Source organism: Vibrio sp. VGrn 2 (genome assembly GCF_009361695.1).
Classification (GTDB): domain Bacteria; phylum Pseudomonadota; class Gammaproteobacteria; order Enterobacterales; family Vibrionaceae; genus Vibrio; species Vibrio diabolicus.
On the sequence record NZ_RBWD01000003.1, the window covers coordinates 97,789 to 115,937 of the forward strand.

Below are 18,149 nucleotides of genomic sequence, written 5' to 3' on the forward strand. Positions count from 1 at the left end.
GAGTATGTATGAAGCAAGTCAGCCGTTCTGCGCTTGTATCTTTTAGTGCTGAACAGATGTTCAATCTGGTTAACGATGTTGCTAAATACCCTGAGTTTCTGCCTGGTTGCTCGGGCTCTAGAATCATTGAGTCTTCGGGTAATGGTATGGTGGCTTCTGTCGATGTGGCGAAGGCTGGTATCAGCAAAACGTTTACTACTTCAAATGAGCTGATCCCAGGCCAAGCAATTATGATGAACTTGGTGGATGGTCCGTTTAAGACATTGCGTGGTGGTTGGATTTTTACCGCGCTAGATGAGCAAGCTTGCAAGGTTGAGCTAAAGCTTGAGTTTGAATTCTCAAGTAAAATGATTGAGATGGCCTTCGGTAAGGTTTTTAACGAGCTTACCAGTAACATGGTAAATGCATTCACTAAACGCGCAAAACAGGTCTACGAGTGTTATGAGTATTGAGTCAGATATGATTCACGTAGAGGTTGTCTATGCTCTTCCTCATGAACAGCGTGTATTTAATTTAGTGGTGAATAATCACGCAACGGTAGAAGAGATCATTCGACAATCTGGCGTGTTAGAGTTATACCCTGAAATTGATTTATCTAAGAATAAAGTGGGTGTGTTTAGTCGTAATGTGAAGTTAGATGCGACCGTTCGAGATCGAGATCGAATAGAGATATATCGTCCGTTACTCGCAGACCCGAAAGAGATTCGTCGTAAGCGGGCGGAGCAGGCTAAAGCCGAGGGGAATGCAGACCCAGTCACCGGTGGTAAGCCTAGCTCTGTACGTAAGAATAAGTAGACTTGATATCAATCCCAATGGATGGCGTCATTGATTCAAAGTGTGATTGCGCGATATCTAGATAATAAAAAACCTCTCATGTGAGAGGTTTTTTGCAAAAGTCGTTTACTGAATCTGTTCGTAAAAAGCGTCACTTTTTGGGAAGTCACCACTGATATCTGCGAGTGTGCCTTGATCGTTAAAGTTAACGATCAGGTCTTTTTGCACTGGATCTCCGTGACCAGGAGTATGGTGATAAATGTAGTACCAAGTGTTTGGGTAGCCGTTTTCAATAAGCATTGGCGACCCTAGTACGAAGCGAACCTGTGCTTTAGTCATCCCAAACTTTAATTTATCTACCGCACTTTGTTCTACATAGTTGCCTTGGTTGATATCAATGCGATAAACCAGTTTTTCCAATACCGAACATCCTGTCAGCAATGTCATTGCTAATGGTACGGCAACTAACCACTTCTTTAATTGCATAATAATTTCTTAGTAACCTTTAAAATACTGCGCTGATAATAAACAAGCTCGACGCAGATGTAAAAAGCTATGCGTCGTATGATAGGAAATCTGACAACGAATTTTGAGTTGAGTTGCATTTATTGATTCTCTCACATGTATGTTTATGTCGATGAGCGATTTTCTATCCAGTTTAAGCGGTAACTAATGACAAATAGCCAAGTTATTGAGCTATGGGGTGGCACTGACCATTATTTCGAAAGGGAATCAGAACCCAAGCACTTTGATATGGTGATGGGGGAGGTAGAGTCACGGAGTAGTGTTCGTGACTCTATCTTTGAAAGAGCATGGCTAAGCGGCGATGAGGAGCTCTTTGGCGTTTGCAAGGGTAGAATCTGTAATTTGGCTACCTCCAAGTAGGCGAGCTAATTCTGCCACACGTTGTTGTTCATCTAATGCGTGCATTTGTGTTTCGGTTTGGCCAGCTTTTGTTTGTTTAGCCACGAACATTTGTTGATGGCCACAACCTGCAACTTGAGGGAGGTGAGTGACACACAATACCTGAGTAGACTCGCCAAGCTTGCGTAGCATTTTGCCGACTACAGCTGCTGTTGGACCACTAATACCGACATCCACCTCATCGAAGATCAAGCTTGGTGTATCCACTTTCTGAGCGGTAATCACTTGGATAGCTAATGAGATGCGTGATAGCTCACCGCCTGACGCAACTTTTGCTATAGGTTGCAATGGTTGCCCTGGGTTGGTCGATACTAAGAAGCACACACTGTCCATGCCAAGTGGTGATGGGTGCGTGTTTTCATTGCTTACATCGATATTGAATACCGCTTTTTCCATGCTCAATTCGTGCATGCTTTGTGTGATCAGTTTGTTCAGTTCTTTTGCGTAACGGCTGCGTGATTTGTGTAGTTTTTCTGCTTGGTTTAGGAAGCTTTGGTACTTTTGTTCCACTTCTTGCGCGAGTTCATCTAAACGTTCATCAGAGCAATCTAACGCTTCTACTTGGGCCAGAAGATCTTGGTGATGTTGGTATAGTTCTTCTGGCATCACGTGGTGTTTGCGAGCAACAGACATCACTTTAGAAAAACGTTCTTCTACATAAGCCATACGAGCAGGATCCACATCTATGCCATCTAGATAACTGCGTAATTCATTCTTCGTTTCTTCCAGTTGAATCATCGCTTCTGACAACATGTTGGGTAGCTCAGATAGCTTTTCATCTAACTCAGCTAGTTGAATTAGGGAGTGATTGGCCGATTGCAAAATACCAAGCGCATTGACTTCTTCACCTTCGTAAATAAGTTCGATGGCTTGCTGACAGGTAGTGGCGAGTTCACCACTATTGGATAGTCGTTTGTGCTCTTGCTCGAGCTCTGCAAATTCTTCTTCACCTAGCGATAACTCATTTAGTTCTTTGATTTGGTATTCAAGCAACTGTTTTTGCGCCTGGTTTTGCTGGCTATTTTCTTTTAGTTGCTTGAGGTTATTGTCTGCCTGACGCCAATGCTGGTAAGCACTTCGTGTGCTTTTTAGTAGGTTTAGATGACCTGCATATTGGTCGAGCATAGCCATTTGGTGTTCGCTTTTCATCAATTGATGATGAGCGTGTTGCCCATGGATATTGATCAGCAGTTGCCCTAAAGATTTGAGCTGTGATAGTGGGACAGGACTGCCATTAATGAAGGCTCTTGAGCGACCTTCTTTTGTGATGATGCGACGCAAAATACATTCACTGCCATCAAGCAGATCGTTATCTTCTAGCCAACGCGTTGCATGTAGGTTGTTGTCCAGTAAAAAAGCGGCACTAACTTCGGTTTTTTCTTCACCTTGTCGAACCATGCCAGCATCGGCTCGTCCGCCTAAGCAGAGCCCTAAAGCATCGATAGCAATGGATTTACCCGCGCCTGTTTCACCTGTGATGGTGGTCATGCCCTTAGACAGCTCGAGTTGTAAAGACTTAACAATCGCAAAATTATTAACACTTAGATGAGCCAGCATTTTTTATTTACCTGTATAACTGAACAACACTGTATAAGAGAACAGTATATACTGTTTCTTTATACAGTAAAGACGGGTGAGGAAAAATTTCTGTGTGGGGTGCTTTTTTGTGATGAAGTGGGAAAAATGAGCCGAAGTGATTACAACGACTCATTAAAATTGAACAGGTTACGGACGAGTTGGGTTAATCGTGAGCGGCTCTAATGTGACTACTGCATTCACACCTGCACCTGGATGATCCACGTATGATGTGTCTTGCATTAGTGTGTAGTAAACGTCGACGAAGTCATCATCATTCGTTAGGACGCCGTCAGGGATCGTGTCGATGATCTTATTCGTGATTTGCGGAATAATTGCGTAAGCCTGAACTTCTGGATCTGGAATCGCTTTCAGCACTTCTCCAGCAACTTGAACGAGGAGTTTTGCCAACTGTTTATAGTCTGTACCATCATCTTGTTCCATGAGCACGATATCCGCAGCGCCCCAACGGTAACGAGACCAGTGAATAATGATCTGATTTGGGTAGTAATCTTGGTTATCGTAGTCTAAGTATGGAAGCTCCACTAAATCGAGAGTCGGTTCATCACGACTTGGATTGACGCCCGTTACGATAGCGTAGATTTCTGCCTTGCCAGAGATCCAAGGTTCTTTGTCATCGGCTAGACGGATCTTTTTCAACTGCGTTGTTTGAATTGGAGCCGCTTCGCCCACTGTGCTACTTGACAATAGCGGTGCATTTTGGCGTTGTTCATCAGCAACGTATGGTTGAACTAAAGCTGGCTGACCGAGTTTTTTCATCTCAGCTTGCATAGCTTGCAAGCCTGCTTTTAGCTCAGCAGAGCTGTTGTTATCAACAACGAGTACAGGTACATCTGGGAGTTGGTAAACATCGAGTTGATGGATGTTGCCATACACATCAAATGCTTCGATATATTGCCAATTCTCATCATCACCACTTGGTTCAAATGCAAATAATGGCTCGACCTCGCCACTTTGCCATGCTGTTATCATGCTCTCATTCGCTAAACGAACTTCCAGCAACTGATCTGAGTATTCAGAAATACCTTTCCAGCTACGAATTTGAGTGTCAGCTTGTACAAGCTGATGGCTAAACTCGGAGTTGGGGTTTTGTTGAACAAATGCTGATACAGAGACGCTAGTCTGTTGTGGAGTAATATCTCTTCTCAACATGGGTTCAATGGCAGCATAGTTCTCACTCAATTGTTGAGCGAGGGCACGCTTCGTCTTAGTGATATCTTCCGCTTTTGCGTTGGATACACTGTTGACTTGCGTTTCCTCTGATTGGCAGCCAATAAGTGCTAATGTACTGAGAACAGACAGAATGATGGTTTTCTTCATAATATGTCCTTTATTGATTTTATGAAATAGAGTTAATACTCTATTCATGGTGAGAATATCACCGGACATAGATCATTGAATTTGCTTTTCTATCTTTTGTGTAAACTTTGCCCACAGGATCAAAATTTATAAACTTCTCTTTAATGACAGCAAATATCGTGTCGCCTCACTACTTTGTGTCTATTTCTTGTCTAAGAAAGCCAAAAGCCAGTGGCAATTAAGCTGCTGGCTTTTTTATTGAAGTTATTGCCCTGAGTAACAAGTGTTAGAACAATTTACTAGACCAACCAAGCTTGTTACGTAAAACGTGATAGTAGCTGTAGTCTTTGGGATGGATGAGTTTGAGCACATTTGGACTTTGATAGATGTGGATTTCGTCTCCTGGAGAAACAGGGAGAGACACTTGTCCATCACAGCTAACTTCTTGTGTTCCTCGGTTCTCTGGTGACACCACCAATTTAATTCGACGCTTTCCATCAACCACCAAAGGTCGACTCGACAAGGTATGAGGAAACATTGGCACGAGTGAAATGGCATTCAAGCTAGGCGAAAGAATTGGACCACCGCCAGAAAGCGAATATGCGGTCGAGCCCGTTGGTGTGGAGACAATCAAACCATCGGCTCGTAAAGAGAAGGCGAAGCTTTCATCAATGTACACTTCAAATTCAATCATATGGGCAATTTGCCCTGGGTGAAGTACAGCTTCATTTAGCGCAGCGTTGTGGCTTTTAATTTGCCCGTGACGGTGTACTTCCGCTTCTAAGAGAAAGCGCTCTTCTTCAATATACTCACCGTCGAGTACCGCTTGCAGAGACGCTTGGAACTCGTCTGGGTTTAAGTCAGTTAAGAAGCCCAGGTTTCCACGGTTCACCCCTATGACTGGTACATCAAATCGGGATAAAATTCTTGCCGCGCCTAGCATGTTGCCATCCCCACCAACCACAATGGCTAGATCGGCATTTTTTCCTAGTTCAACTAAACTGGCAAATTGACTCTGCGGGATATCATCCAGTATTGCGGCAAGGCGATCGTCAATAAATACTTTATAGCCTTCAGAGGTCAGCCATTGGTACAACTCTTTATGAGTTTGAATTGCTTGTTGATCTCTTGGTTTTCCGATAATCGCGATCACGTTACATGGATTTTTCATAGCATTTCCGCATTAAAGAGGCTTGAATCAGGAATCTTCATCCCCATAATAATGGCAAGTCACCTAAATATGCGAATTTTTATGTGGTTAAAGCCCGCAAAAACGCGCATGGCTTTAAGGGCATTATGTTGAATTCTGGAGATATCATGAGCAACGAAGAAAACAAAGTTACAGAAGAAGAGCTTGATCAAATCATCGAAGAGGCTGAAAAAGTAGAAGCTGAAGCACAAGAAGTTGAAGCTGAGCTTGAAGAAATTGGTGATGAGACAGACGCTAAGATTGCTCAACTAGAAGCGGCACTACTGTCTAGCGAGGCAAAAGTAAAAGAGCAGCAAGATGCGGTGTTGCGTTCTAAAGCTGAAGTAGAAAACATGCGTCGTCGTACTGAGCAAGAGATCGATAAAGCACGTAAGTTTGCGTTGAACAAGTTTGCCGAAGAGTTGCTTCCTGTTATTGATAACCTAGAGCGTGCAATTCAAGCGGCAGATACAGAGAATGAAACGGTTAAGCCGTTCCTAGAAGGTGTTGAGTTAACACACAAAACGTTTGTCGACGTTGTGGCGAAATTTGGCTTGAAAGCAATCAACCCTGAAGGTGAAGCATTCAACCCAGAGTTCCATCAAGCGATGTCGATTCAGGAAAGCCCAGATCATGAATCAAACACAGTTATGTTTGTTATGCAAAAAGGCTACGAACTAAACGGCCGTGTGATTCGTCCGGCAATGGTAATGGTTGCTAAATAACCTTAACTGCCTGTTTTTAAATATAAAGCGCCCATCATTTTTTGATGGGCGCTTTTTTGTTTTAAACGTAAGTTGTTGTAATTAGCTTCATTGTATATCGATAAAATGGAAGTTTGATCCCCTTCATGTTTTTTCTTATTGGTTAATTATTTTCCTATAGGAGATTTCTTCTCATTTCACTGCGTGTTTATGAACGAAGAGGGCTATAAGTAATTGTAATTATTCGTTGTGTGAATGTTTGTCCTGCATAGGAATGTAAAGATAGTCATTTTTTCTACAATAGTTTCGTTAACAAAAATGTAAATTATCACTTTATTTTGTAACCTTCGTGTGTATGATTTGCGACTAATGCTTTAAAAGTAAGCATATATAACTACAAAGATGTAAATAGCAAACACAACATATCGGAGATTTATAATGGATAAATCGCTTTCTAGTAAGATTTTTATAGGCTTGTTTGCCGGCCTTGTGCTCGGAACAGCAATTCAGTACTTATTTAGCGGTATTGCGATTTTTGATACATACCTACTTGGAGCAGCAGAAGGCGTTGGCGGCATGTTTGTCTCGCTGATCAAATTGCTTGTTGTTCCTTTAGTTTACGTTTCAATCGTATGCGGCATTGTTGACTTGAAAGACATCAGTGCATTTGGTCGTCTTGGTGGAAAAACTTTTACCCTCTACATTCTTAACACCATCATTGCGATTACGGCGGCTTTGACTGTTGGTTTGATTTTCCAGCCAGGAGCTGGTGCTAATCTGGCAGGAACGGTATCTGAGGCCGTACAGCTGACGACGACAGAAACGCCGGACATTTTCTCTCTAGTTGTTAACATTGTTCCTAGCAACCCAGTACAAGCGTTTGCTAACGGCGACATGCTGCAAATCATCTTCATGGCAATTCTGACAGGTCTTGCAATTCAAGCTTTGGATTCTCGTGGTGGTCCTGCCATCCGCACGTTCAAAATGGCAAATGAAATCATGATGAAACTGGTTGGGTTAGTGATGAGTCTTGCGCCATATGGTGTGTTCGCGCTAATGATTCAATTGGGTGCAACACTAAACGCCAATACATTGATGTCCGTGGCTGGTTATGTGGCCTTGGTGGTTGCGATGTTGGTGTTCTGGATCTTCTTCTTCTATCCAATGGCAGTAAGTCTTGCGACAGGGACCTCTCCAAAGACTTTCCTACGTGCAACTCGTGAGCAGATTCTGTTCTCTCTATCTACCGCGAGCTCAAACGCGACTATCCCGGTAACGATGCGTACACTGACAGAAAAGCTTCAGGTCTCTAAATCGGTTGCTGGCTTCGGTGTACCACTGGGCGCAACGATGAACATGTCTGGTGTGTCTATCTATATTGCTCTAGCAACGATGTTTGTTGCGAACGCTTTTGGCCAGCCAATTAACACCGCAGACATCTTCACGCTTGGTTTAACTATTCTTCTATTATCTATTGGTGCTGGTGGCGTTCCTGGAGGCGGCGTGGTAATGGTAGGCGTTTTGCTTCACCAACTAGGCTTACCACCTGAAGGCTTGGCAATTATTGCTGCGGTTGACCGTATTAATGATATGTTCTGTACGTCATCTAACGTTGTCGGTGATACGGCGGTAAACACCATTGTGGCAAAAACAGAAGGTGAGATTGGTAAAGAAGAAGGCGTTGACGCTGAGCCTGCTCAAGCGAACGCATAATGCCTTGAATCATTTATTTTAACCCTAATATTGAAACGAGCTCTTATGAGCTCGTTTTTTTGTTTAGGAAGAGTCGGGCATAAATACATTTACCTGAGAAATGGTGTTTTGTTGCGCTACAGCAGTGTGACGAGTTCCCAACTAATCAGAAAGAAACACATAAATTTCGAAAAAAGACGCTTTTTTTTAATTCTGCCCTTGAAAAGCATTTTGCCGCCCTTATCTATGTGGCATAGAGAAGCAAACATTGATTATTTTTGTTTGTGAGCAAGGGTTGAAACCCGATTCTCCTCCCCCCACATTGGGGTTATAACCAAACGAAAATAGAATTTATTCGGAGATAGCCAGATGGGTAAAATCATTGGTATTGACTTAGGTACTACTAACTCATGTGTTGCTGTATTAGACGGCGACAAACCACGTGTAATTGAAAACGCAGAGGGCGAACGTACTACTGCATCGGTTATAGCTTACACTGACGGTGAGACGCTAGTAGGTCAACCAGCGAAACGTCAAGCAGTAACTAACCCAGAAAACACGCTATTTGCAATTAAGCGTCTAATCGGTCGTCGTTTTGAAGACGAAGAAGTTCAGCGTGACATCCAAATCATGCCTTACAAAATTGTTAAGGCTGACAACGGTGACGCTTGGGTAGAAGCAAAAGGCCAAAAAATGGCGGCTCCTCAGGTTTCTGCTGAAGTTCTTAAGAAAATGAAGAAAACTGCTGAAGATTTCCTTGGTGAGGAAGTAACTGGCGCAGTTATCACAGTACCTGCTTACTTTAACGATGCTCAGCGTCAAGCTACAAAAGATGCTGGTCGTATCGCAGGTCTAGAAGTTAAACGTATCATCAACGAACCAACAGCAGCAGCGCTAGCTTACGGTCTTGATAAGAAAGGCGGCGATCGCACTATCGCGGTATACGACCTTGGTGGTGGTACATTCGATATCTCTATCATCGAAATCGATGAAGTTGAAGGCGAGAAAACATTCGAAGTTCTAGCGACTAACGGTGATACTCACCTTGGTGGTGAAGACTTTGATAACCGCCTAATCAACTACTTAGTAGACGAGTTTAAGAAAGAGCAAGGTATCGATCTTAAGAACGATCCACTAGCAATGCAGCGTGTTAAAGAAGCAGCAGAAAAAGCGAAAATCGAGCTTTCTTCTACTTCTCAAACTGACGTAAACCTACCTTACGTTACTGCAGATGCAACTGGTCCTAAGCACATGAACATTAAAGTGACTCGTGCAAAACTAGAATCTCTAGTTGAAGACCTAGTACAACGCTCTCTTGAGCCACTAAAAGTAGCTCTAGCTGACGCTGATCTATCAGTAAACGACATCACTGACGTAATCCTAGTTGGTGGTCAGACTCGTATGCCAATGGTTCAAGCGAAAGTTGCTGAGTTCTTTGGTAAAGAAGCGCGCCGTGACGTAAACCCTGACGAAGCAGTAGCAATGGGTGCTGCAGTTCAAGGTGGTGTACTTGCTGGTGACGTTAAAGACGTACTACTACTAGACGTAACTCCACTGTCTCTAGGTATCGAGACAATGGGTGGCGTAATGACTAAGTTAGTTGAGAAGAACACAACTATCCCAACTAAAGCGAACCAAGTTTTCTCTACAGCGGAAGACAACCAGAGCGCGGTTACTATCCACGTTCTACAAGGTGAGCGTAAGCAAGCGATGTACAACAAGTCTCTAGGTCAATTCAACCTAGAAGGCATCCAGCCTGCACCACGTGGTATGCCACAAATCGAGGTTACTTTTGACCTTGATGCGGACGGTATCCTACACGTGTCAGCGAAAGACAAGCAGACTGGTAAAGAGCAGAAGATCACTATCCAAGCTTCTGGCGGTCTAAGCGATGAAGACATCGAGAAAATGGTTCAAGAAGCAGAAGCTAACAAAGAAGCGGACAAAAAGTTCGAAGAGCTAGCGACTGCACGTAACCAAGCTGACCAAATGATTCACGGTACTCGTAAGCAAGTAGAAGAAGCTGGTGAAGCACTGCCTGCAGAAGAGAAAGAGAAGATTGAAGCAGCAATTTCTGAGCTAGAAACAGCGCGCAAAGGCGAAGACAAAGAAGCTATCGATGCTAAAGTTCAAGCACTAATGACAGCTTCTCAAAAACTGATGGAAATCGCTCAACAACAAGCTCAAGCGCAGCAAGCACAAGGTGCTGACGCCGGTGCACAGTCTAAAGAAGACGACGTTGTAGATGCTGAGTTCGAAGAAGTTAAAGACGACAAGAAATAATATTTCTTAACCAGATGGCTGAAAGCTATCTGGGGTCGATAAGACTTCGTGTGCGGGCGTTTGGGGCAACTCTTACGCCCGTCTGTTTGTAAACGCTGTCTTTCTAGTTAAGTATGTTGCGGATAAGTGCACTTACCTAGAACGATACAAACACCAAGCGGTGAATCGATGCCGTTTGTAGTAATTAACTGGTGACGAAGAACATGTCAAAACGTGATTTTTACGAAGTATTAGGCGTAAGCCGTGATGCCTCAGAGCGCGATATCAAAAAGGCGTATAAGCGTCTAGCGATGAAATTCCACCCAGACCGAAACCAGGGTGATGAGTCTGCGGCGGACAAGTTTAAAGAAGTAAAAGAAGCGTACGAAGTTCTGACCGACCCTCAGAAGAAAGCGGCGTACGACCAGTACGGTCATGCTGCTTTTGAACAAGGCGGCGGTGGTTTCGGTGGCGGTGGCTTTGGCGGCGGCGGCGCTGATTTCGGCGACATCTTTGGCGATGTATTCGGCGACATTTTTGGTGGTGGTCGTCGTGGCGGTGGTGGTCACCGTGCTCAACGTGGTGCGGACTTACGTTACAACATGGAACTGACGCTAGAAGAGGCGGTTCGTGGTGTAACGAAAGAGATCGAAGTACCAACACTCGTACACTGTGATACCTGTGATGGTAGTGGCGCGAAGAAAGGCTCATCTGCTGAAACATGTGGTACCTGTCATGGTCATGGTCAAGTACAGATGCGCCAAGGCTTCTTCGCAGTGCAACAAACCTGTCCAACCTGTCACGGTAAAGGCAAGATCATTAAAGACCCTTGTAATGAGTGTCATGGTCAAGGTCGTAAGCAGAAAACTAAAACACTTAACGTTAAGATCCCAGCAGGTGTTGATACTGGCGACCGTATTCGTCTATCTGGTGAAGGTGAAGCTGGAGAAATGGGAGCACCAGCGGGTGACTTGTATGTACAAGTGCACGTGAAAGAGCACCATATCTTCGAACGTGATGGTAACAACCTATACTGTGAAGTGCCTGTAAGCTTTGCGATGGCGGCTCTAGGTGGTGAAGTTGAAGTTCCAACTCTAGATGGTCGCGTAAGCCTAAAAGTGCCTTCAGAAACGCAAACAGGTCGTATGTTCCGCATGCGTGGTAAAGGTGTGAAAGGCGTTCGCGGTGGCGGTATCGGTGACTTGATTGTTAAGTTGGTTGTTGAAACACCAGTAAACCTAAGCTCACGCCAAAAAGAACTGCTCAAAGAGTTTGAAGAGTCTTGTGGTGGTGAAGCGGCGACAAAGCACAAGCCTAAATCAGAAGGCTTTTTCAACGGTGTGAAAAAGTTCTTTGATGATTTAACCAGCTAAGACGTTAGTGAAAAGCACAAATACAAAGGCCTGCTAAAATGCAGGCCTTTTTGCATCTCGGTGTTCTTTCTAATTCCAGCAATCACTTGGTTCTTCGACATTTGTTGACGTTAAAGTAATCGTTTTAGCGCCAGTTAAGCACTCGTCGTCGTCTTGTCCAAGAGCCGATTTTGCTGTTGCTGTAATGGTATAGGCCGTACTTGCAGAGCTCGCAATATTGAAAGAAAATCTATCTGTGTCTGAATCACATAGAGTGCATGTGCCTCCAGAGATAATATGACTCCAGTCGTACCCACCATCATAAGTTGTCTCTAGCTCTAGCTGAATTCGACTAAGATCGCTCAAGGCAACCGTCCTATGAGACTTGATTACATGATTGGTGTAAGAAGGGTAGGCGACAGCCGCAATGATCCCGACAATCACTACGGCTATCAGTAATTCGATCAATGTCATCCCTCCCAATCTTTTTTTGTAGCTGTTACAGCGAGAAATTCGAATCATCACGAGTAGTTTCCTTTTCACTTTTCCGCCTATTTTTGGCAGGTGATAGCATCTGTGCAAGATGAATTACGGCCCTTTTGCCGTTTACATAGGAATTTGGGAAATGCCTCGCGGGTTTACGTTGTTGGAGCTTCTTATTACTGTGGCTGTACTGAGTATTATATTGGCGTTTGCAGCTCCAAGCTTTAGCCGTGTTTCACAAACTGTGCAAATGCAGCGATTGGCAACTGAATTAGCTGGTTTTCTAAGCCAAAGTAAGTCCGAGGCGGTAATGAGAAATCAAAAGTTATATATACATTTCTCCATGGCTAAAAACGTTGTTGTCAGTCAAGGCGCATGGTCTCTACAGTTAACTGACTCATCTAGCGGCTCAGGGGGAGTAATCTTAAACCTTTCCGGCTCCGCATACTCTGAATTATCTTTGAAGCACAGTTACGATAATCAAAAAATAAGCTTCGATGAGGTCCGTGGACGGCCCCAAGGAGGAAATATAGAGTTTTTCCCAACCAATGCTCAAAACATAAAACTACAAGCAAAGCTCTCAAACCCTCCTGGGAGGATTAAGATTTGTAGTAATTCTGGAGCGAAGTTATATGATTACCATCAGTGCTAACAAACGCTATCAAATAGGTAGCTCTTTAATTGAATTAATGATTAGTTCTTTAATTGGGTTAATTGTTCTTAGTGTAGTGGGCTCTATATTCTTGACTTTACAAAAAACAGCAAAAGAAAAAAGCTTAGAGCTAAATTTATTGCAAGGTCTTAATATCACTTTATCTGTTATGAAAGAAGATATTCAAAGAGCAGGTTATGATGGTGGGAACGGTAGTTCACTCAAATTATCCGGAGCTACAGGAACCATAATGCTGAGCGGCGCCTCTTCTGTTGGTTTTGTGTATTTTAAAGAAGACTCAGCTGCCAATGAAGACTATCGAAATATTAAGTATGAGAAGAGAGATACTCGGTTTTTTATATGTGAAAAAGGCGTTGTGTCTCAAACACAAATATTATCTTTTGATGGTATAGATTTTTGTCGTTCTCTATTTGATGATGATATTTTCCAAGTCACCCAATTCATCGTTAGTTCAGAAACAGTGACTAATGGAGGAAATGTAAGTTCGGTCACGAACGTTAAGTTAGGTTTGCAAACGATTGATGGAGTCTTTAGTGAAGTCGCGGAGTTTTCTATCAAACAAAGGAATTGGCAATGACATCTAAATATAGCTATTCCGGTTATACCACTTTGCTTGTGACTTCTATACTTTTATTACTTGCTTTAATTGCATCATTAGCATCATCCAAAGGTGTATTTTTTCAAATAAAAGTTGCGCAAAACGAAATAAAATCTCGACAAGCACATTGGTTAGCTGAAGGAGGTGTTGAATGTGCATGGGCGCAATTTAGAGTTAGTAACATTGTACCTGCATTAATAACAGATTGTGGCTCAGGGCTTTGGACGGTTCCTAATTTTACGAGTACTTCCAATGGGTATTTGGTTACTTCTAATGTTGGATTTACAAGCATTAGTAAGGAGATTATTTTGGGAGGTAACTTGAGCTATGGTGCAATGCAGTCTAGTGCCGACATTTATTTTCATTCTAGTGCAACGTTTTCTACTCCAGATCCAGGGGAATTGAGCAGCGATGGGTGGGAGTGTATTGCGTTAAGGTATAAAAAGCGCTTTTACTCCTCTTCAGTTGATAATAAAGGCGTAATTCATGGAGAGTCTCCCTATGCCGATTTTAACAACCCTACAAATAAAGATTGTGCAAACACGACGGCAAACCGTCATCTCTCATCTAGTGTTGGCGGGGTTGGTGCTGGTGATGATTTTACTCAAGATACAGATTTAAAGCCATTTGAATCCTTCTTTGGAGTAAAGGCTGAAGAGCATAACGATGTCCGAGATAATGGTGTATTTCATGTTATGACGGGCTCAGTGGCTGGTGGCATACCTAATTGTGGTGCTGCTTTAACAGCAGAAATTCAGTCAGGGAAGCATCATTTATGGGTTGAAGGGAGCTGTGAAATCAAGCAATCGGAATACAATGATTTGGTGAATGCTACGTCATCGACCAATGGCGTAACAGTGCTCATTCATGATGGTCTTTTCTCCGTGATGGGATCACCGAGCTCCGGCGCTACATCAAATAAGTTTAAAGGGGTCTTGTTTCATTTCAATCATGACTATGCTCCGGCAACAGCGGATTGGGTTGGGTTCGAAGCCAATGCTCACCTAAATCATGTGCCAAGTGTTGTAGAAGACTCATACAGGACAATAGCTTCTTATTATCAGCATGGTTCTTTTACGGTATCTGGTGGTCAATATTTTGATAGTGAAGATCAGGCAGCGGTTTTCTTCGATTCTTTGGACTTTAGATACAATAAAGATGTGATAGACAATTCAAGGAATGCGCATGCAATTCCTAGATGGAAGAAGGGCTCTTGGAATGATCTCTAAACAAAAAGGTTTTAACCTTCTTGAAGTTCTAATTTCTTTTCTGCTTATCGGTGTTGGGGCTCTAGGTTTAACAAAGCTAAACGTGTATCTCGAACGCGAATCCGAATATGCCATAAAAAGTATTGAAGCACTGCGTCTAGCAGAAAACCAGCTCGAATGGTTCCGGACGCGTGGTGCTTCTGCGGCGATGTCTACCATCACACCTGCAAATTTTGCTTCTATTGCAACAGGCTCTTCTGTTACTGGATCTTATGTCGTCGAGTGGGAAGTTCCAGCTGCCACGGTTTCAGGAACACTGAAAACTATCACTATTACCTCTAGCTGGAAGGATAGAATCGGCGAGACGCGATCAGTTCAGCTTAAAACGATGATCTCACAATACAGTGAATTCGAAAACTAAGTTCAATTGCATACATGGGCTGAGACAAATGCGGGTGTAATTCCTGTTTGATACCGGATTTGTCACGGTTAATAAATGGTTTTTGAACTGTTAATTGAGTTGATGTGCTACTGTTTTTATTATGTTTAATTGAAGTGGTGTTTTTGCAAAATATGTCTCCAATTATGAAAAAAAATATAGAACCTTGTGCTTTCTCCATTAGTGTTTACTAGAATACTCGTTGGATAGTAGGCCGTCATAATTACTCAAATAGGCCTTGGCACCAACATCATTCACTATGGAGTTACCATGAGTAACCAAGCTGTAAATAAGGCACCATCATCGAAGCCGAGCGGGATGGAGCGCTTTTTAAACTTTATCGAGAGGACAGGTAACAAAATCCCTGATCCTGCGATTTTGTTCTTCTGGGCATTGATCATTACTTGGGCGGCGTCAGCACTTTTGTCGAATGTATCATTCGATCTTCCAAACCCTCGAACGGGCGAAGCTCTTACTATCACCAACTTACTTACGGGCGAAGCGCTAGCAAGTTTCCTTGCGAACATGGTGACTACCTTTACTGGTTTTGCGCCACTGGGTATCGTACTTGTCGCAATGCTAGGTGTGGGTGTTGCAGATTCTTCGGGCTTTATTACGACGGGTCTTAAGAAGATGCTGAACTTCACGCCAGCTAAGCTTCTTACTCCAATGCTGATTTTGGTTGCTATTGTGTCGCATACTGCGGCAGATGCAGGCTATGTTCTGGTTATTCCTCTGGGCGGTATTATCTTCCATGCGGCAGGTCGTCACCCTCTAGCGGGTATTGCGGCAGCATTTGCAGGTGTATCTGGTGGCTTCTCTGCAAACTTTATCCCTTCTGGTATCGATCCACTACTTGCAGGCTTTACGCAAACCGCGGCGCAGGTTCTTGATCCTGAATACGTGGTTAACCCATTAGCAAACATCTTCTTTACTGGCCTATCTTCCATCATTATTGTAGCGATTGGTTGGTACGTGACAGAGAAAATCATCGAGCCTCGTTTGTCAAAAATGCCAATTGATGACGATGCGGAAACCGCGCCAAACCTAGGTTCATTTACTGAACTGGAATCAAAAGCATTCCGTTATGCAGGTTGGGCAATGATGGCGGGTATTGCTTTACTTGTTGCAGCGTTAATTCCAGAAACATCAGCACTTCGCTCGCCTGAAGGTGAAATTACTGCCTTCTCAGCACCGATCATGAAGTCTATCGTGCCGTTGATCTTTATTCTGTTTATCATTCCTGGTTACGTTTACGGTAAAGTGTCTGGAACGTTCAAGACCAGCAACGACATTATCAAAGCGATGGCTGATACTATGTCGACCATGGGCGCATACATTGTAATGTCGTTCTTCTGTGCTCAGTTCCTATCTGCATTTGCTCAGTCAAACATCGGTACGATGCTAGCGTTGTATGGCGCAGAAGGCTTAAAAGCGATGAACCTACCAGGTGAAGTGACCATCATTGGTATGATCCTTCTAACTGCGTCTGTAAACCTACTTATTGGTTCGGCATCGGCAAAATGGGCTTTAATTGGTCCAATCTTAGTGCCAATGTTAATGGCGGTTGGTATCTCGCCTGAGCTCTCTCAAGCGGCTTACCGTGTGGGTGACTCAGTATCGAACATCATTTCACCTCTAATGGTATTTTTCCCTCTTGTAGTGGTTTACTGTCAGCGTTATGTGAAGTCGGCTGGTATCGGTACGCTTGCGTCACTAATGATGCCATTCTCGATCGCAATGCTGATCGGTTGGTCTATCTTCCTAGTTGCTTATTGGATGGTAGGTATCCCGCTAGGCATTCAAGCTCCTTACACTTACACAATGTAAAAACGTGTAGGGTGTGAAAGCCGCTAATTGGCAGCCAAAAAGCGCAGGTCTTCGATCTGCGCTTTTTTGTTCTCGCAAAACGAACATCGATAGGTCTTGTAACTAGGTTTTTTGGAGTTGCAAACTTTGTCCCGTGATGTGTTGCTGTAGTGAAACCGAAGTTGGTGCTAAAATTCCTGAATTCAATCGTTTTTTGTTTCTTTGGAGCCTCCTTTGTCTAACCATCCGTTTACCCCTCAAGATGAATTGTTTATGCGCAGAGCGATGGTGCTTGCTGAGCAAGCAGAAGCTGAGGGGGAAGTACCTGTCGGCGCAGTGCTTGTCAAAGGTGGTGAAATTATCGCTGAGGGGTGGAATCGCTCTATTGGTACTAATGACGCTACCGCACATGCTGAGATTCAAACACTGCGTAAAGCAGGCCAAAAGATAGAAAATTACCGCCTTCTGGATACGACTTTGTATGTAACACTTGAGCCATGCCCAATGTGTGCCGGAGCCTTACTGCATAGCCGCGTTAAGCGGGTCGTTTTTGGAGCGCCAGATTTAAAAGCGGGAGCAGCAGGAACAGTGCTTAATTTGTTTGAAAGCCAAGCTGCTTACCATTACGCCTTAGTTGAAAAGGGGCTGCTAGAAGATGAGTGCCGCACTCAGCTACAAGCGTTTTTTAAGCGTCGCCGAAAGGAAATTAAAGCAAAGAAACAAGCACAAAAAGCATTAGAAAATGGAGAGAGCGAACAAGGTAGTGGGAGTAGTGAGGGCTAGCAAACACCTACAACGTGGTAGATGTTTGCTTGGACGCACTAGTGATTGACTAAATGTACAAAAACACGATTACGTGAACTTACTTTCTTTTTCATACATGTCAGTTTACGTTTACGTCGGATAGCAGCTACTGTGTTATTTAAACGCTTTGACTGCACTCTACGTCTTCTCATATTCAAAACCTCCTGCAGACAAGACTTATACCAGTAAAGCGCGGCTCATCGATGCTTGGCAATAGGCTCGATAATCGCACTAAACATTGTATGGTTTAAACGTTCTTCATTTGACTTCTGCATTGCACAGAGCCAGCAAACAATTTCAATACGGTGCTTAATAATATGAGTGACGTTATTTCGGCAGAGCG

The 18,149-nt window shown here is 43.4% G+C and carries 17 protein-coding genes; 12 read left to right on the forward strand and 5 right to left on the reverse strand.

Features of this window, described 5'->3' with window-relative positions:
• Positions 1-8: 8 nt before the first annotated feature.
• Together D8S93_RS06910 and D8S93_RS06915 are read left to right on the forward strand one after the other, a co-directional pair.
• A complete protein-coding gene (locus tag D8S93_RS06910; RefSeq protein ID WP_005391473.1) occupies positions 9-452 on the forward strand; it encodes an SRPBCC family protein in 444 nt (147 codons plus the stop codon).
• Positions 442-795 (forward strand): RnfH family protein, encoded by a 354-nt coding sequence (locus tag D8S93_RS06915; protein WP_005391471.1) that lies wholly within the window; start codon positions 442-444, stop codon positions 793-795. Before D8S93_RS06910 ends, D8S93_RS06915 begins: the two co-directional genes overlap by 11 nt.
• Before the next feature lie 105 nt (positions 796-900).
• On the opposite strand, the gene bamE is transcribed toward D8S93_RS06915, so the two are convergent.
• The 4 genes from bamE to nadK form a co-directional block, all read right to left on the reverse strand.
• The gene (bamE, locus tag D8S93_RS06920; RefSeq protein ID WP_005391468.1) at positions 901-1,260 is read right to left on the reverse strand and encodes an outer membrane protein assembly factor BamE; all 360 of its coding nucleotides are present in this window, start codon (positions 1,258-1,260) and stop codon (positions 901-903) included.
• Between the two features lie 330 nt (positions 1,261-1,590).
• Positions 1,591-3,255 (reverse strand): DNA repair protein RecN, encoded by a 1,665-nt coding sequence (recN, locus tag D8S93_RS06925; RefSeq protein WP_152812609.1) that lies wholly within the window; start codon positions 3,253-3,255, stop codon positions 1,591-1,593.
• A gap of 168 nt (positions 3,256-3,423) precedes the next feature.
• Positions 3,424-4,614 carry a DUF3103 domain-containing protein gene (locus D8S93_RS06930; protein ID WP_084742357.1) on the reverse strand — a complete coding sequence of 397 codons (1,191 nt, stop codon included), beginning with the start codon at positions 4,612-4,614 and terminating at the stop codon, positions 3,424-3,426.
• Between the two features lie 265 nt (positions 4,615-4,879).
• Positions 4,880-5,764 carry an NAD(+) kinase gene (gene nadK / locus D8S93_RS06935; RefSeq protein WP_005391462.1) on the reverse strand — a complete coding sequence of 295 codons (885 nt, stop codon included), beginning with the start codon at positions 5,762-5,764 and terminating at the stop codon, positions 4,880-4,882.
• Between the two features lie 146 nt (positions 5,765-5,910).
• On the opposite strand from nadK, the gene grpE reads away from it, so the two are divergent.
• The 4 genes from grpE (at position 5,911) to dnaJ (ending at position 11,813) form a co-directional block, all read left to right on the forward strand.
• Positions 5,911-6,507, forward strand: a complete 597-nt coding sequence (gene grpE, locus D8S93_RS06940) for a nucleotide exchange factor GrpE (protein WP_012842091.1) — start codon at positions 5,911-5,913, stop codon at positions 6,505-6,507.
• A 417-nt stretch (positions 6,508-6,924) separates the two neighbouring features.
• The gene (locus tag D8S93_RS06945; protein WP_012842090.1) at positions 6,925-8,199 is read left to right on the forward strand and encodes a dicarboxylate/amino acid:cation symporter; all 1,275 of its coding nucleotides are present in this window, start codon (positions 6,925-6,927) and stop codon (positions 8,197-8,199) included.
• 348 nt (positions 8,200-8,547) lie between these two features.
• Entirely contained in the window at positions 8,548-10,461 is a 1,914-nt protein-coding gene (gene dnaK, locus D8S93_RS06950; protein WP_048626076.1) for a molecular chaperone DnaK, read from the forward strand.
• 203 nt (positions 10,462-10,664) lie between these two features.
• Positions 10,665-11,813: a molecular chaperone DnaJ gene (gene dnaJ, locus D8S93_RS06955; protein WP_005391453.1), complete on the forward strand. Its 1,149-nt coding sequence runs from the start codon at positions 10,665-10,667 to the stop codon at positions 11,811-11,813.
• A 69-nt stretch (positions 11,814-11,882) separates the two neighbouring features.
• Here dnaJ and D8S93_RS06960 read toward each other — a convergent pair whose 3' ends face one another.
• Entirely contained in the window at positions 11,883-12,314 is a 432-nt protein-coding gene (locus tag D8S93_RS06960) for a type IV pilin protein (RefSeq protein ID WP_152812775.1), read from the reverse strand.
• Positions 12,315-12,417: 103 nt separating this feature from the next.
• Here D8S93_RS06960 and D8S93_RS06965 point away from each other — a divergent pair, with 103 nt between their 5' ends.
• The 6 genes from D8S93_RS06965 to tadA all read left to right on the forward strand — a co-directional run bounded on the left by D8S93_RS06965 (position 12,418) and on the right by tadA (position 17,785).
• Complete coding sequence (locus D8S93_RS06965; protein WP_047010169.1) at positions 12,418-12,927, forward strand: GspH/FimT family pseudopilin; 510 nt, start codon at positions 12,418-12,420, stop codon at positions 12,925-12,927.
• Positions 12,908-13,525, forward strand: a complete 618-nt coding sequence (locus D8S93_RS06970; protein ID WP_134647897.1) for a PilW family protein — start codon at positions 12,908-12,910, stop codon at positions 13,523-13,525. The genes D8S93_RS06965 and D8S93_RS06970 overlap by 20 nt, the downstream gene beginning before the upstream one ends.
• On the forward strand, positions 13,522-14,775 hold the full coding sequence (locus D8S93_RS06975) for a hypothetical protein (RefSeq protein ID WP_152812610.1): 1,254 nt from the start codon (positions 13,522-13,524) through the stop codon (positions 14,773-14,775). The genes D8S93_RS06970 and D8S93_RS06975 overlap by 4 nt, the downstream gene beginning before the upstream one ends.
• Positions 14,765-15,175, forward strand: coding sequence for a prepilin-type N-terminal cleavage/methylation domain-containing protein (locus D8S93_RS06980; RefSeq protein ID WP_005381606.1), 411 nt, complete (start codon positions 14,765-14,767; stop codon positions 15,173-15,175). The genes D8S93_RS06975 and D8S93_RS06980 overlap by 11 nt, the downstream gene beginning before the upstream one ends.
• Positions 15,176-15,463: 288 nt before the next feature.
• Entirely contained in the window at positions 15,464-17,023 is a 1,560-nt protein-coding gene (locus D8S93_RS06990) for an AbgT family transporter (protein ID WP_005383758.1), read from the forward strand.
• 252 nt (positions 17,024-17,275) lie between these two features.
• A complete protein-coding gene (gene tadA, locus D8S93_RS06995; protein WP_413743274.1) occupies positions 17,276-17,785 on the forward strand; it encodes a tRNA adenosine(34) deaminase TadA in 510 nt (169 codons plus the stop codon).
• The last annotated feature ends 364 nt before the right edge of the window (positions 17,786-18,149 follow it).